This is a genomic window from Burkholderia lata (assembly GCF_902499335.1).
Taxonomy (GTDB): Bacteria; Pseudomonadota; Gammaproteobacteria; order Burkholderiales; family Burkholderiaceae; genus Burkholderia; species Burkholderia lata_B.
In genome coordinates this window covers 499,001-513,978 of sequence record NZ_CABVQK010000006.1, presented here as the reverse complement: position 1 = coordinate 513,978, position 14,978 = coordinate 499,001, and the positions used below count along the sequence as shown (strand labels likewise).

Here is a 14,978-nt window from a genome sequence, read left to right as displayed (position 1 = left end):
CAGCCGTTCAGCCGTTCAGCCGTTCAGCCGTTCAGCCGTTCAGCCGTTCAGCCGTTCAGCCGTTCAGCCGTTCAGCCGTTCAGCCACTCAGCCACTCAGCCACTCAGCCACTCAGCCACTCAGCCACTCAGCCACTCAGCCACTCAGCCACTCAGCCGCGGCGGCCGTTACGCCGCCGGCCGCGCCGCCGCATGCGCGGCTTCCAAACACGACTGAAACAGCAACGCGGCCCGCGACGGCCGCGGCGAGCGCCGCAGCAGGCTCACGAACCGGCACCGGTAATTGAACCGGTGCGGCGCGATCGGCTGCATCAACCCCTTGTTTTCAAAACTTTCCGCGTAATGGTCGGGCAGGAAGCCGAGATAGCGGCCGGACAGGATCAGCGTCGCGATCGACTCCTGGTCCGACGCGGTCGCGCTGCGCGTGAGCTTCGCGCGATGGCTCAGCTCCATGTTCGGCGAATGGAAGCCGAGGCCCGCGAATGCATGGTTGCGGATCGTCGTCCACGTGAGCTTGCCGTGCGGCGCATCGTAGAGCGGATGCTGGCGGCCGCAGTAGAGCAGCATCCGTTCGTCGAACAGTTCCGAATACACGAGGCTGCCCGAATTGCGGTGCGCGGGAATGATCCCGACCTGATAGCTGCCGTCGATGATCCCGCGCTCGACTTCGTTGATCGACGCGACATGCAGGTTCAACGCGACGTCGGGCGCTTCGTCGGCGAACTGGCGGATCGCGTCGCCGAGCCGCGCGTTCGCGTTGGTGGCCGTCTTGTCGAAAACCGCGATGTGCAGTTCGCCGCCCATCCGGTCGTGAATGCCGTCGATCCTGCTGCGAAATGCTTCCATCGACGCGAGCAGTCGCAGCGTTTCCTCGTACACCGTCTGGCCCTCGGGCGTCAGCGTGAAGCCCGCGCGGCCGCGCCGGCACAGCACGAGGCCGAGGCGCGTTTCCAGATCCTTCACGTGCCGGCTGATCGTCGAGATGCCGATATTCAGTTCCAGTTCGGCCGCCGCCATCCCGCCGCACTGCACGACGCCCTTGAAGACCCGCAGCAGGCGGAGATCCATGTCGCTGAGCTGCCCGAGCAGCGCGCGACTCTTCGGTTTCTTTGCTTGCATAGATGCGCAAGTGAACATTGATATTGCGATATTCAAAAGACTAATTGGCCTCCCGACAATGCGCAATATCAACATAAGGAGGAGGGGCGCCGCGCGCCGACCGACATGACCGACATCACCACCGCCCAGCAGAACGAAACCAACCTCCGTACCGACGCCGCGTGGCTCGACGCGCACTGGATGCCGTTCACGGCCAACCGCCAGTTCAAGGCCGATCCGCGCATGATCGTGTCGGGCAAGGGCGCGTATTACACGGACGGCGAAGGCCGCAAGATCTTCGACGGCCTGTCGGGCCTGTGGTGTACGGGCCTCGGTCACGGCCGCACGGAAATCGTCGAGGCCGTGAGCCGCCAGGTCGCGCAGCTCGACTACGCGCCGGCGTTCCAGTTCGGCCATCCGAAATCGTTCGAGCTCGCCAACAAGATCAAGGACCTGACGCCGGCCGGCCTCGACTACGTGTTCTTCACGGGTTCGGGCTCGGAAGCGGCCGATACCTCGCTGAAGCTGGCCCGCGCCTACTGGCGCGCGAAGGGCAAGGGCACGAAGACGCGCCTGATCGGCCGCGAGAAGGGCTATCACGGCGTGAACTTCGGCGGCATCTCGGTCGGCGGGATCGGGCCGAATCGCAAGCTGTTCGGCCAGGGCCTCGACGCCGACTTCCTGCCGCACACGCAACTCGCCGAGAACAAGTTCTCGCGCGGGATGCCCGAGCACGGTGCCGAACTGGCCGACCGCCTGCTCGAGCTGATCGCGCTGCACGACGCATCGAACATCGCGGCCGTGATCGTCGAGCCGTTCTCCGGTTCGGCGGGCGTGGTCGTGCCGCCGAAGGGCTACCTGAAGCGCCTGCGCGACATCTGTACCGCGCACGACATCCTGCTGATTTTCGACGAAGTCATCACGGGCTTCGGCCGTGCCGGCGCGATGACGGGTGCCGATGCGTTCGGCGTGGTGCCGGACATCATGAACTTCGCGAAGCAGGTGACGAACGGCGTGCAGCCGCTCGGCGGCGTGATCGCGACGAAGGAAATCTACGACACGTTCATGGCCGCGGGCGGCCCCGAGTACATGCTCGAGTTCCCGCACGGCTACACGTATTCGGCGCATCCGGTCGCGTGCGCGGCCGGCGTCGCGGCGCTCGACCTGCTGGTGAAGGAAGACGCGGTGGCCCGCGTGCGCGATCTCGCGCCGCATTTCGAGGCCGCGGTGCACGGGCTGAAGGGCCAGCGCCACATCACTGACATCCGCAACTACGGGCTGGCAGCCGGCCTGACGATCGCGGCGCTGCCGGGCGAGCCGGCACGGCGCCCGTACGAGATCGCGATGCGCTGCTGGGCGAAGGGTTTCTACGTGCGCTACGGCGGCGACACGATCCAGCTGGCGCCCCCGTTCATCTCGGAGAAGCGCGAGATCGACAACCTGGTCAACGCGCTGTCCGACGCACTGAACGAAGTGGACTGAGCCGCGGCCTGCCCTGAGCGATAACCGAATTCAAGAAAGAGCCTGAACGATGAAACACGACAGCAATGTGACCTCCACCGTCGGCCACCTGATCGACGGCAAGCGCGTCGACGGCGGCAGCCGCGTCCAGCCGGTGTTCGACCCGGCCACCGGCGAATCGCACAAGAGCGTCGCGCTCGCCGACAAGCTGACCGTCGAAGCCGCGATCGCGTCCGCGCAGGCCGCGTTCCCGGCCTGGCGCAACACGCCGCCGCTGAAGCGCGCCCGCGTGATGAGCCGCTTCAAGACGCTGCTCGAGGAGCACGCCGACGAGCTGTGCGCGCTGATCACGGCCGAGCACGGCAAGGTGCTCGCCGATGCGATGGGCGAACTGCAGCGCGGGATCGAGAACGTCGAATACGCGACCTACGTGCCCGAGCTGCTGAAGGGCGAGCACAGCAAGAACGTCGGCCCCGCGATCGATTCGTGGAGCGAGTTCCAGGCGCTCGGCGTCGCGGCCGGCATCACGCCGTTCAACTTCCCGGTGATGGTGCCGCTGTGGATGTGGCCGATGGCCGTCGCGTGCGGCAACACGTTCGTGCTGAAGCCGTCGGAGCGCACGCCGTCGTCTACGTTGCGCATGGCCGAGCTCGCGCTCGAAGCCGGCCTGCCGCCGGGCGTGCTGAACGTCGTGAATGGCGACAAGGAAGCGGTCGACACGCTGCTGACCGACCCGCGCGTGAAGGCGGTGAGCTTCGTCGGCTCGACGCCGATCGCCGAATACATCTACTCGACCGGCTGCGCGCACGGCAAGCGCGTGCAGGCGCTCGGCGGCGCGAAGAACTTCGCGGTCGTGATGCCGGACGCCGACATCGGCAACGCGGTGAACGCGCTGATGGGCGCCGCGTACGGCTCGTGCGGCGAGCGCTGCATGGCGATTCCGCTGGTCGTCGCGATCGGCGATGAGACGGGCGACAAGGTCGTCGCGGGCCTGAAGGCCGAGATCGAAAAGATGAAGGTCGGCCCGGGCAACGGCGCGGGCGTCGACATGGGCCCGCTCGTCACGAAGCAGCATTTCGAGAAGGTGACGGGCTTCGTCGAAGCGGGCGTGGAAGCGGGCGCGACGCTCGTCGTCGACGGCCGCAGCGTGAAGGTCGACGGCCACGACGGCGGCTATTACCTCGGCCCGTGCCTGTTCGACAACGTGAAGCCCGGCATGCCGATCTACCAGCACGAGATCTTCGGGCCCGTGCTCGGTGTGATCCGGCTGAAGTCGCTCGACGAGGCGATGGCGCTGATCGACGCGCACGAGTACGGCAACGGCACGTGCCTGTTCACGCGCGACGGCGAGGCCGCGCGCTACTTCGGCGACAACATCCAGATCGGCATGGTCGGCATCAACGTGCCGCTGCCGGTGCCGGTTGCGTACCACTCGTTCGGCGGCTGGAAGCGTTCGCTGTTCGGCGACCTGCACGCGTACGGCCCGGACGCCGTGCGCTTCTACACGAAGCGCAAGACGATCACGCAGCGCTGGCCGTCGGCCGGTGTGCGCGAAGGGACGGTGTTCAGCTTCCCGTCGAACCGCTGAAGCGCGCTACCCGGCTGCATGCGCCGTTCGTCCGCCTGACGGCGGGCAGCGTCAGGCAGCCGGCGTGATCGCCGGAAGGCCCGCCCGGATCGGCGATCCGCGCGGGCTTTTTCACGTCCGCGCAGCGTGCGCGGAAGATGCCGGAATGACGCTTACGGCGCGACCACGTGCCACATGTCCTTGAAGTTGTCGCCGTTGCGGTCGCCCTGTTTCATGTCCTTCGAGAAGAAGTACAGCGGCTTGCCCTTGTATGCCCATTGCGGGCTGCCGTCTTCGCGCTTGACGATCGTGTAGGGTCCGACCGGAGCGTCGGTCGCGCTGGCCTTGTAGGGCGGCCAGAAGGATTCGCACTGGCCCGTGCAGGCGCTGGTGCCGGCGTTGGCCTTGTCCTTGTCGAACGTATAGACGGTCATCCCGTTCGCAGCGACGAGCGAACCGTTTTCGACTTTCGTGATCGAGCCTTGAGCCGACGCCGAAGCGGATGCAATGGCGAGCAGGGCGGAGCTGACGAGCAGCGCGGCTTTCATGGGGGCCTCCTGTAATCCGGTGGGCGGCCGCGATCGTGCACGGGCGAGCGTGCGCCAGGATCGCGATGAATGGTGCCGGAACGCGGTGCCGTCGCCGCCGGTGCGAGCGACGCAGGGTCGAATGGCGGCAAACGGGGCGCTCCATTCACGATAGGCGGTTTTTAGCGGGGCTGCGAGAACATCGGGGGCGTATCGGCCGCGCGCGGGTGTCGCACAACGGCATCGCGATTGCCGTCATGTCATGCTCGGACTCCGGTATTTGACATCCGTCCCCTTAGGCGCGAGGTGCGCACGCCAATGTGTCACCGCCTCGCGCGATTGGTCAGCGCGACGCCCGCGATCACGAGCGCACCGCCGACCAGCATCGACGGCGACAACGGCTCGCCGAGCAGCGCGACCGACAGCAGCACGCCGAATACGGGCACCAGGTTGGTGAACACGGCCGCACGGGCCGGCCCGAGTTCGCGGATCCCTTGCGAATACCAGACGAACGCGACCACCGTGCCGATTGCACCGAGGTAGAGCATCGACGCGACGGCCTGCCACGTCAGCGGCGTGCCGCTGCCGGCGGGCGAGCCGAACAGGTGCGCGACGATCAGCAACGCGAGGCCCCACAGCGCCGCATACGTCGTGGCTGCCAGCGGCGACAATCCGTCGAGCGCGCGCCGGCCGATCACGGTATAGGCGGCCCAGCTCAGCACCGCGCAGAGCATGTACCGTTCGCCTGCGCCGAACGTGCTGCCGAGATCGGTCAGCACCCGCAGCAATTCGCCGCGGCTGATCACGACCAGCGCGCCGAACAGCGCGACGGCGATGCCGGCCCAGCGCGACAGCGACAGACGTTCGCCGCGCACGACGATCGACAGCAGCACGGCGGTGGCCACCGGATTCAGCGCGACGAACAGCGCGGTGCGCCCCGCCGGCATCCGCGCGAGTGCCGCGAAAAAGCACACGTTGTACAGGAAGATGCCGGTTGCGCCGAGCCCGAAGGTCGTCATGACCTGGCGGACGTTCAGCTTCGGCAGCCCGCCTTCGATCTTCCACGTCAGCACGACCAGCAGCAGCGCGGCGATCGCGAAGCGGCCGGTGGCCGCGGCGGTCGCGGACATCGACGCGGCCAGGATCCGGCCCGCGATGAACGTCCCGCCCCAGAACAGCGCGACGAGCGTGAGCTTCACGTAGAGGGGTGCGTTCGGCCGGGTGGCGACCAGGGCGGCGGGCGGGGCGGGAGCGTTCATGTGACGGGTTTCTCGGTGAGCGCCTGCGGCAACACGTGAGCGACCGCGCGCGGCCGACGATGCCGAATCGCGCAATGGCCGGCCGGCAGGCTGGATTCAGGGGAGTGGAGGCGGACGCTGCGTCGTCAGCGAAACACGGGCGCCGACGCGAGCGCGGTCAGCACGACGGGCATCGCGAGTGCCGCGGCGATCGTCTGGAACGCGGTGATGCCGGCCATCAGCGGCGCGTCGCCGCCGAGCTGGCGCGCCATGATGTACGACGCGGACGACGTCGGCAGCGCCTGAAACAGCAGTGCGACCGTCAGCGCCGCATCGCCGAGCCCGAACAGGCGGCCGGCGGCGAGCGTGATGAGCGGCATCGCCATGAACTTGAACGCTGACGCGACGCAGACCGGCTGCAGCCACGCACGCGCCGCATCGAATCTCAGTGCCGCGCCCACGCACAGCAGGCCGAGCGGCATCGACGCGACGCCGAGCGCGCGCACGGCCGGCGCGACGGCCGCGGGGAACGTGACGCCGCCGGCCTGCATCGCGATTCCGAGCGCGCACGCGACGACGAGCGGATTCGACAGGATCTGGCGCGCGAGCGCCGCCGCGCCGAGCCGCGTGTCGCCGTAGCGCGCGAATACGAGCACGCACATCAGGTTGACGGTCGGGACGATCGCCGCGACGCACACGGCCGCGAGCGCGATGCCTTTTGCGCCGAACAGCCCGGCCGCCAGCGCGGTGCCGACATAGTTGTTGAAGCGCACGGCGCCCTGGAACACCGACGTGAAGCCGGCGCCGTCGACCCGCACGAACCGGCGGACCAGCAGGAGAAGCGCCGCGGCGAGTGCGGTCGAACCGACCAGCGCTGCCGCGAGCGGTAAAACGGGCAGTGATTGCAGCCGTGCGTTCGCGAGACCGTCCGCGAACAGCGCGGGCAGCAGCACGTAGTAGCACAGCCGCTCGGCCTGCGGCCAGAACGCGTCGGCGATGAAGCCCGTGCGCCGCAGGCCGTGGCCGAACGCGACCAGCAGCGCGACCGGTGCCAGCGCGAGCAGGATCGGGCCGATCATCGGCACGCCTTCACGCGAGCCGTGCCGGCGGTGCGGGCCGCGGCGAGCGGCTGGCACGCAAAGCGGCGGAACGAGGCGGGAATCCATCCGGCGGGCAACATGGCGACACGCAATCGAAAGAATGACGATGCCGCCAAGTTAACACGCGCAAGCAACAGGAATAATTGTTAATTATCGGGTGTTCAATGAGAAATTCTCATCGATGAAGCGGTGACTTCGGCCGCCAGCGCACGCGCGAAACGTTCGGCCGGATGCGACTGGTGTTCGAGCAGGACGACCGCGCGCCCCATCTGCGGCTGGCCGAACGGCAAGCGCGTGACGGGCGGCAGGCGCGCGAGCGTCGAATCGGGGAGCGCGACGATGGCCGCGCCGAGCCCTCTCGCGACCATGCGCGCGATCGTTTCCGCGCTGTCCAGCACCATCTCCTCGCGCACGCGCACGCCGATGCGGCGCAGCTCGGCGGCGATCATGCGGCCGGCCCATGCCTGCGCATCGAAGCGGATGAACGGCAGTGCGTCGAGCAGCGTGACTGCGTCGCGTTCCGCATGGTCCGGCGGCGCGAGCAGCCAGAAGCGATCCTCGTACAGCGTGGTCCACGTCAGTTCCGCCGGATGCGGGCGCACGGGGCGCGTCGTGATCGCCGCATCGAGTTCGCCGGCCGCGACGCGGTTCGCCAGTTCGGCCGACATCCCGGCCGACACGTGCACGCGCAGCCCCGGGTGCGCCGCGCGCAGCGCGAGCAGCGCGTCGGGCAGCGGGCCGGACAGCGCGGTCTGGATCGCGCCGATCCGCAGGCGCCCGACCAGCTTCTTCTCGTCGCTGAGCGCATCGGGAATCCGGTCGACCATCGCGAGCACCTGCTCGGCCTGCGCCAGCAGGATGTTGCCGGCCTCGGTGAGTACCGGCTGCCGGCGCGAGCGATCGAACAACTGCACGTTGTATTCGCTTTCCAGCGTCTTGATCTGCAGGCTCACAGCCGATTGCGTGAGACCGATGGCTTCGCCGGCGCGCGCGAACGTCCGGTATCGGGCGATGGCGACCAGCGTTCTGAAGGCGCGTAATGACATGAGCGGACGGAGGTGGGCAGAGGCAGCCGTGTACGAAGCGGATCCCGGGCGGCGCGATCTACGGCGCGTTGAAGTGAGTGGTTCGCAGGGCCGCCGCCAGGGTTCGCGACATCATGCCCGCGCGTCTCGAATCGGGCAACCGGCCGGCATGCGGCGCGCCGCGTGTCGCCGACGAGCAGGGATGGTTCGGGCGTTATCTAAAATGATATAGTTCTATTTTTAGAATGTTTAAGCCGGGCAAGCGTGCTGTCTGAAACGCAGTGGCGCGGGTTCCGGCGTGTCGAGACCGAAGAGAACAGAGGAGCAAGGGCATGACGAAGGTGGCACTTCCGGGTTTGTCGTCGCAGCGGCTGAAGGCGCTCGACACGCGGCTGTACGAACGGTACGTGGCGTCCGGGCGCCTGCCGGGGGCGGTGACGATGATCCATCGCCGTGGCGAGCTGGCGCACGTGAACATCGTCGGATCGATGGACGTCGAGCGGGCCAAGCCGATGCGCGACGACGCGATTTTCCGCATCTATTCGATGACCAAGCCGATCACGAGCGTCGCGTTCATGACGCTGGTCGAGCAGGGGCTGGTGGCGCTCGACGATCCCGTGTCGAGCGTGATTCCGGCATGGAAGGATCTGGGCGTTGCGGTGGCCGGCGCACGGAGCCTCGGCGGGTTCCAGACCCGGCCGGTCGCGCGCGAAATGCTGATGGTGGATCTGCTGCGCCATACGGCCGGGTTGTCGTATTTCTTCCAGGCCCGGACGAACGTCGATGCCGCGTACCGCGAACTCGCGCTCGGCGAACCGGGCAACCCGGGCGGTCTCGACGGCATGATCGCGGATCTGGCGCGGCTGCCGCTCGACTACTCGCCGGGCGAAGAGTGGAACTATTCGGTCGCGACGCACGTGCTCGGCTATCTCGTCGAGAAGATTTCCGGGCAGCCGTTCGCCGATTACCTGAAGCATGCGCTGTTCGACCCGATCGGCATGCCCGACACGGGCTTCTTCGTGCCCGACGAGCAGGCCGAGCGCCTGTGCGCGTGCTATCGCCCGGGGGCCGATGGCGGCCTCGTGCTGCAGGACGACCCGGCGGCCAGCGCGTTTCGCCGGCCGCCGGCGCTGGCGTCGGGCGGCAGCGGGCTCGTGTCGACGGCGGGCGATTACCTGCGCTTCTGCAGGATGCTGCTGAACCGCGGTTCGATCGACGGGCACCGGATCCTGAGCCCGAAGACCGTCGAACTGATGACGATCAACCATCTGCCGGGCGGCCAGACGCTCGACCGGATGTCGCGCTCCACGTTCAGCGAGGCCGTGTATCCGGGGCTCGGTTTCGGGCTCGGCTTCGCGGTGACGCAGGACCTGGCCGCGACGATGCAGCCGGGCAGCGTCGGCGATTACTTCTGGGGCGGCGGCGCCAGCACGGCCTTCTGGATCGATCCGGCCGAGGACCTGATCGTCGTGTTCATGACGCAACTGCTGCCGTCGACGACGTACCGGATCCGCCGCGACCTGCGGCATTGGGTCTACGGCGCGATGGGCGACGACGATGGCGGCGCGCCGGCGTGACGCGGCGAGCGGGTCAGGCCGCCGGCTTGCGCGCGCTTTTCCGGGTGCCGGTGCGCGGCGACGGGATCAGGTCGGCACTGCGATCGTCGCCGTCGAGATCGTGCGTGATATCGAGCACGAAGCGGTCGGCGCGGTAGAGATAGAGCCCGGCGTGGACGATGCAGCCGTCGCCGTCGGTCCACCAGCGGCGCATGCGAATCAGCATGTCGGCCATGCTGCAGTCGGCGCCGTCCGACGCGAGCAGGTCGGCCGTTTCCTGGTCCGCATAGGCGGCCGTGATTTCCTGGCGGGCCTTCGCGAGCGGAAGACGGTTGTATTGACGGACGAGATAGCCGACCTTGTGCCGCGCGTCGCCGCCTTTCGGAAACCGGTCGTAGGTTTCGCGCGCGACGTAGCTGTCCATCACGCCGTAAGGCGTGCCGTCGTGCAGATGAAGCGTGCGGATCCGCATGTAGGCGGCGCGTATGGGCTGGCCCGTCTGCAACGCGACGGGTAATTCGGTCACGGCTTCGCGCAGCAGCACGCGCAGGGTCTGGCCGGGCGCGAGTTGCAGCGGATCGTTGATCGCGGCGCGCAGTGCCGGGTTATCCGCCGGTGAGACGACCTCGGCCGTGACGAAGGTGCCACGGCCGCGGGCGCTGCTCACGAGCCCTTCGGCGCTCAGTTCGGCCAGCGCCTGGCGCACGGTGATCGTGCCCGCCTGATAGAGCGCGCACAGCTCGGGAATCGGCGGCAACTGGTCGCCGCGCTTCCATTCGCCCTGGTGGATTCGTCCGCGCAGCAGGCTGGCAATCCGCGCATAAAGGGCAACCCCTTTGCGCTCGGGCGACGACGACGGGTTCAATCACGGGCTCCTGGAATGATGCGGGTGGGGGCGCGGTTCGGCGCAATGCCTAACATTCTACTATTGGAATGAATGCGCGCTCGCGCTTCAGGCAGGGCCGGCAAGCGACGCCGCACGCCGGCGCAATGCGCGGTACGCGCTGCGTCACACCCACAGCCGATACATCCAGAACGATTCGTCCTCGATGAAGCGTTGCGTGAATTCGCTCGGCGAGAAACCGGTGATGCGCTTGACCTCGCGGCTCAGGTGCGCCTGGTCGGCGAACCCTTCGTCCAGCGCCAGCGTGGCCCAGTTGAACGCGGCGCCCGCTTCGAACCGGTCGCGCGCCGCGAAGAACGCGCTTTCCGTCCTGACGAGCGCCTGCCATTCGCGCAGCGATCGGCCGCTGTAGGTCTTGATGCGCCGTTCGACCTGGCGCGGGCTGTGCGTATGGCGCCATTCGCGCGCCTGCAGTGCGAGACGCTCGACCCAGCTGCGCCCCGCGTTGCGGAGCGACGACAGCGGTGTCGCGGGCCGAAGCGCCTGCCAGCGCGGCGCGAGATGACGTTCGATGGCCGCCAGCACGTCGGCATCGCGGTCCGCGCCGAGCAGGCCATCGAGCAGCGGGTGCCAGTCGTGGCCGAGGCACGCGTGCGCGTCGAGCACGCGGTCGTGGATGTCCGACAGCGCGATGCCGAACAGCGCCCGCGCCGCGTCGGCCGTGAAGCAGATCATGCCGATCCTTCCACCCGTCGGCGCCCAGGCCACGGTGGGCACCGAATGGCTGCCCGACAGCGTTGCCGCGGCACCGAAGGGGCGCCATCGGGGCCCGTCGGCCGTGGGCTCGACGAAGCCCACGTCGAGATCCCGATACCACGACACGCACACCAGCGGCGTGGCCGGAAAATGCGAGAGCCGCTGCGCGTCGCTCAACGCGAACCCGCGCGTGTCGTGCAACACGATCGCGACCACCGCGCCCTGCAGGGCAGCCGGCGCGGGGAAAAGCCGCCCGTGCGGCGACCGCCCGCCACTCAGCACGCGGGGGGCGCGTGCCAGCGGATCGGGGCACGATGGCGAGATCGATGACGGGTCGGAGAACATGACGCCGGAGTATAGGGACGGGCCAGACGCGTGTCGATGTCGTTTGCGTTCAAGACCGCCGGCACGCCGATGCGGACAATCCGGCCCATGAACACGCGAACCACTTCCCAATGTCCATTCCATGCGGGCGCTTCGGCTTCGGCGCCCGTGCTTCACCCGCCCGGCGTATGGCCGCCGGGGCCGCGTGTCGGCCTGACGGGTTGGGGGCTGTTGCGCACGATGTCGCGCGACCTGCTCGGCACGCTGGCCGGCTGGCAGCGCGAATACGGTGATGTCGTGCACTTGCGCGTGTGGCCCGAGCATGCGGTGGTCGTGACCGATCCCGCGCTCGTGCGCGAACTCCTGGTTACGCATCACGATGCGCTCGGGCGCTGGGAGCGCGCCGTCCGGGTGTTTGCGGAGGTTCACGGCCATAGCGTGCTGATCGCCGAAGGCGACGCGTGGCGCGACAAGCGGCAGGCGTTGCAGCCGAATTTCATGCCGAAGCCGGTTCAGGCGTTCGTGCCGTCGATCGCGGCGACGGCCGGACATGCGCTCGCGCAATGGCCCGCACGCGATCCGGACTGGCCGATCGAAAGTGCACTGACGTCGCTGGCGATGGACGTGATCATGCGCACGATGTTCTCCGATGCGATCGGCGACGATGCGCGTGCGGCCGAGGAAGCCGTGCGCGCGGTGAGCGCGGCGGCCAACGCCGATTTCTACTGGCCGGCAAGCACGCCGGACTGGATGCCGTGGAAGCGCGGCAAGGCGCGCGCGATGGCCGTGCTGAACGAGTTGATCGACCGGCAACTGCATGCGCGTCTCGACCTGCCGACGCACGCGTGGCCCGACGATCTGCTGTCGCGCCTGTTGCGGCTGCATCGGGACGACGCACGGCGATGGCCGCTGCAGGCCGTGCACGACGAATGCATGACGGCGTTCCTCGCGGGCCATGAGACGACGGCCGGGGCACTGACCTGGTGGGCCTGGTGCATGGCGGCGAATCCGGCGGCGCAGGCCGCCGCACGCGACGAGGTGGCGCGCGTGCTGGGCGGTCGCGCGCCGTCCGCCGAAACGCGATCGTCGTTGCGCTACCTGACGCACACGCTCGAGGAAACGCTGCGCCTGTATCCGTCCGCGCCGATCCTGATCAGCCGCCGGGCGTCCCGGCCGATCGCGCTGGGGCCGTGGCAGTTTCCCGCGCGGACGCTGTTCATGCTGCCGCTGCAACTCATGCAGCGCGATGCGCGATGGTTTGCGGAGCCCGACGTGTTTCGTCCCGAGCGTTTTGCGGACGACGCGCCGGCCGCGCCGCGCGGAAGCTACATGCCGTTCGGCACGGGCCCGCGCGTGTGTCTCGGGCAGCATCTGGCGATGACGGAAATGACGGTCGTCGCCGCGATGATCCTGCAGCGCTACGTATTGTCTGCGCCGCCCGGCATGAAGCCGCCGCGGCCGGTGCTGAACGTGACGCTGCGGCCGGAGCGGCCGCTGCATCTCGCGATCGCGCCCGCCGCTACCGAGTGATGCGTGCGGCGCGGCCGGGCGAGCGGGGCGCCGATTAGACGGGGCATCGTACGCGACGACATGCTCGCAGGACGCGCGTGTCGTGAACGACTACCGGTCGCGCAATGCGGTGTCAGCGAATCGTCGGAATGTGAATGCGTGCCGGCTGCCGCTTTCGGCGCGCACTGGCGCGGCATCGCGCAGCACCTATGCTTGAAGGGCCCAGGCCGGGCGGAGCCCAAGGAGGATGGTCATGCGCATGCTTCTCAACATACGAATCCCACACGAGCCGTTCAACACGCTGGTGCGCGACGGCAGCGTCGGCGACGTGATCGGGCGAATACTCGAAGCGGTCAAGCCGGAGGCCGTGTATTTCACGGAGCAGAACGGCGGGCGAGGGGCGGTGGTGATCGTCGACGTGAGTGAACCGTCGCAGATCCCGGCGCTCGCGGAGCCGTGGTTCCTGATGCTGAATGCAGACTGCGAGTTCCGCGTGGTGATGTTGCCGGACGATCTCCGGAACGCCGGGCTCGCGCAACTCGGCGCGAAGTGGAAGTAGCGGGAAGCTGCACATGACCGTGCTCCTGCTCGAGAACCGGGCAGGTGGCATGGCGCGGTGTTCGCGTGCCGACTATTGCGTAGATTGCGACGGTGCGGGGTTCGCCGCTTGCCTGTCTTTCGGCCGCAACAGCAACAGCAGGCCGCTCAGTGCGGCCGCTGCGATGAACACGAAAAAGAACCGTTCATTCCATTGGCGCAGGCCGTCGGACGCCGTGCCTCCATGATTCCCGGCCGTGGCGCCGGCTTCCAGCAGGAACGTGAAGACCGCCGGCACCGGCGCGGACCCCAGATAGGCCAGGAACGCGAACTGCAGCCGGCCGCGGGTCAGGATCGACCAGACGTCTTTCCCCATCAGGCACGCGACCAGCACCACGGGCGGCGCGATCACGAGCGACGCGGCGCTGATCGCGCACAGAAACAGCCAGCCAAGTCCCACGATCGGAATGAGCGACATGAATCGGGATTCCTGTTTTCGGGCAATCTTGTTGTCGGCGGCGCATCCGTATCGGCGTGACCGGATGACCAACGCATGCGGCGCTTCCCGGAGTGTGCCCGATTCCGCGCCGGTTGCCATCCGTCCGGATCGAGGCGGTCATCCGGCCGCGTCTTCCCCCAGCGCCTGGATGAAGCGCGAGAACAGCTCGGGCTGCGACGAAATCCCGAGCTTCGTGTACAGGTGGCGCCGGTGCACCTTCACCGTTTCGGGTGATATCGTCAGCCGCTCGGCAATCGCCTTCGACGAATTGCCGCGCAGCACCATTCTCGCGATCGACATCTCGCGATCGGTCAGCACGCCCGCGCCGAAGCGGGCGAGCGCCTGCTCGACCCGCGCGCCGAGATCGGCATCGGGCGTCGCGCGTGCCGCGTCGCCCACCAGCCGCCAGTGCTGCCGGATCGCCGCGAGCACCCACGGCATCGCGGCCGTCAGCTTGCCGAGCGGTTCGACGTCGAAACGCGTGCCCGCACCGAGCGACAGCGACAGCAGCATGTCGGCGTTCGGCCGCACGAGGATCTGGATCTCGTCGTCGCCCACTGCATCGCGGAAGTAGCTCAGGAAATATTCGCTCTGCCGGAACAGGTCGGGCGCGACTTCCTCGAGCCGGTAGCAGCCGTCGGCAAGCCCGTCGTGCGCGGCCTGCAGGAACGGGTCGAGCAGATACACGCCGTTCAGGTAGAGCGGCACGGGCGAGGCGGCATCGGTGCCGCCTTTGTCGTATTCGTCGAGCACGAGCGGCACGCCGTCGGGGCCGATCGCGGTCGCGAGCGCGTTGTCGAACGGCACCATTTCATTGAGCAGCAGCACCAGGAACCGCCAGAAACGCGGCTGGCCGAGATGATCGATTGCGCGGCCGAGCGCCTGGTGCATCGCGATTTCGGAAAAGAGACGATCCATACCACCACCGGAAGGGCGTA

At 68.1% G+C, this 14,978-nt stretch carries 14 protein-coding genes; 5 read left to right on the top strand and 9 right to left on the bottom strand.

Annotated elements, in window-relative coordinates:
• Positions 1-167: 167 nt before the first annotated feature.
• The gene (locus tag BCO18175_RS17995; RefSeq protein WP_085037685.1) at positions 168-1,118 is read right to left on the bottom strand and encodes a LysR family transcriptional regulator; all 951 of its coding nucleotides are present in this window, start codon (positions 1,116-1,118) and stop codon (positions 168-170) included.
• 105 nt (positions 1,119-1,223) lie between these two features.
• On the opposite strand from BCO18175_RS17995, the gene BCO18175_RS17990 reads away from it, so the two are divergent.
• Both BCO18175_RS17990 and BCO18175_RS17985 read left to right on the top strand, forming a co-directional pair.
• Complete coding sequence (locus BCO18175_RS17990; protein ID WP_174913703.1) at positions 1,224-2,579, top strand: aspartate aminotransferase family protein; 1,356 nt, start codon at positions 1,224-1,226, stop codon at positions 2,577-2,579.
• A 49-nt stretch (positions 2,580-2,628) separates the two neighbouring features.
• The gene (locus BCO18175_RS17985) at positions 2,629-4,146 is read left to right on the top strand and encodes a CoA-acylating methylmalonate-semialdehyde dehydrogenase (RefSeq protein WP_174982915.1); all 1,518 of its coding nucleotides are present in this window, start codon (positions 2,629-2,631) and stop codon (positions 4,144-4,146) included.
• Between the two features lie 152 nt (positions 4,147-4,298).
• On the opposite strand, the gene BCO18175_RS17980 is transcribed toward BCO18175_RS17985, so the two are convergent.
• The 4 genes from BCO18175_RS17980 to BCO18175_RS17965 all read right to left on the bottom strand — a co-directional run bounded on the left by BCO18175_RS17980 (position 4,299) and on the right by BCO18175_RS17965 (position 8,036).
• On the bottom strand, positions 4,299-4,673 hold the full coding sequence (locus BCO18175_RS17980) for a COG4315 family predicted lipoprotein (protein ID WP_174913713.1): 375 nt from the start codon (positions 4,671-4,673) through the stop codon (positions 4,299-4,301).
• Positions 4,674-4,975: 302 nt separating this feature from the next.
• Positions 4,976-5,911, bottom strand: coding sequence for a DMT family transporter (locus BCO18175_RS17975; RefSeq protein ID WP_174982913.1), 936 nt, complete (start codon positions 5,909-5,911; stop codon positions 4,976-4,978).
• Between the two features lie 125 nt (positions 5,912-6,036).
• Positions 6,037-6,969: an AEC family transporter gene (locus BCO18175_RS17970; RefSeq protein WP_217483917.1), complete on the bottom strand. Its 933-nt coding sequence runs from the start codon at positions 6,967-6,969 to the stop codon at positions 6,037-6,039.
• 182 nt (positions 6,970-7,151) lie between these two features.
• Positions 7,152-8,036: a LysR family transcriptional regulator gene (locus BCO18175_RS17965; protein WP_174982909.1), complete on the bottom strand. Its 885-nt coding sequence runs from the start codon at positions 8,034-8,036 to the stop codon at positions 7,152-7,154.
• 311 nt (positions 8,037-8,347) lie between these two features.
• Here BCO18175_RS17965 and BCO18175_RS17960 point away from each other — a divergent pair, with 311 nt between their 5' ends.
• Positions 8,348-9,592, top strand: coding sequence for a serine hydrolase domain-containing protein (locus tag BCO18175_RS17960; RefSeq protein WP_174982907.1), 1,245 nt, complete (start codon positions 8,348-8,350; stop codon positions 9,590-9,592).
• Between the two features lie 13 nt (positions 9,593-9,605).
• On the opposite strand, the gene BCO18175_RS17955 is transcribed toward BCO18175_RS17960, so the two are convergent.
• The gene (locus BCO18175_RS17955) at positions 9,606-10,436 is read right to left on the bottom strand and encodes a GntR family transcriptional regulator (protein ID WP_174982905.1); all 831 of its coding nucleotides are present in this window, start codon (positions 10,434-10,436) and stop codon (positions 9,606-9,608) included.
• A gap of 144 nt (positions 10,437-10,580) precedes the next feature.
• Positions 10,581-11,516 carry a helix-turn-helix domain-containing protein gene (locus BCO18175_RS17950; RefSeq protein WP_174982903.1) on the bottom strand — a complete coding sequence of 312 codons (936 nt, stop codon included), beginning with the start codon at positions 11,514-11,516 and terminating at the stop codon, positions 10,581-10,583.
• Between the two features lie 87 nt (positions 11,517-11,603).
• On the opposite strand from BCO18175_RS17950, the gene BCO18175_RS17945 reads away from it, so the two are divergent.
• Together BCO18175_RS17945 and BCO18175_RS17940 are read left to right on the top strand one after the other, a co-directional pair.
• Positions 11,604-13,025, top strand: a complete 1,422-nt coding sequence (locus BCO18175_RS17945) for a cytochrome P450 (protein ID WP_174982901.1) — start codon at positions 11,604-11,606, stop codon at positions 13,023-13,025.
• A gap of 232 nt (positions 13,026-13,257) precedes the next feature.
• Positions 13,258-13,563 carry a panthothenate synthetase gene (locus BCO18175_RS17940; protein WP_174913732.1) on the top strand — a complete coding sequence of 102 codons (306 nt, stop codon included), beginning with the start codon at positions 13,258-13,260 and terminating at the stop codon, positions 13,561-13,563.
• Between the two features lie 72 nt (positions 13,564-13,635).
• Here the strand turns inward: BCO18175_RS17940 and BCO18175_RS17935 are convergent, their stop codons facing one another.
• Both BCO18175_RS17935 and BCO18175_RS17930 read right to left on the bottom strand, forming a co-directional pair.
• Positions 13,636-14,139: a hypothetical protein gene (locus tag BCO18175_RS17935; protein WP_254608118.1), complete on the bottom strand. Its 504-nt coding sequence runs from the start codon at positions 14,137-14,139 to the stop codon at positions 13,636-13,638.
• A gap of 18 nt (positions 14,140-14,157) precedes the next feature.
• Positions 14,158-14,958, bottom strand: coding sequence for a helix-turn-helix transcriptional regulator (locus tag BCO18175_RS17930; RefSeq protein WP_174982899.1), 801 nt, complete (start codon positions 14,956-14,958; stop codon positions 14,158-14,160).
• Positions 14,959-14,978 lie beyond the last annotated feature (20 nt).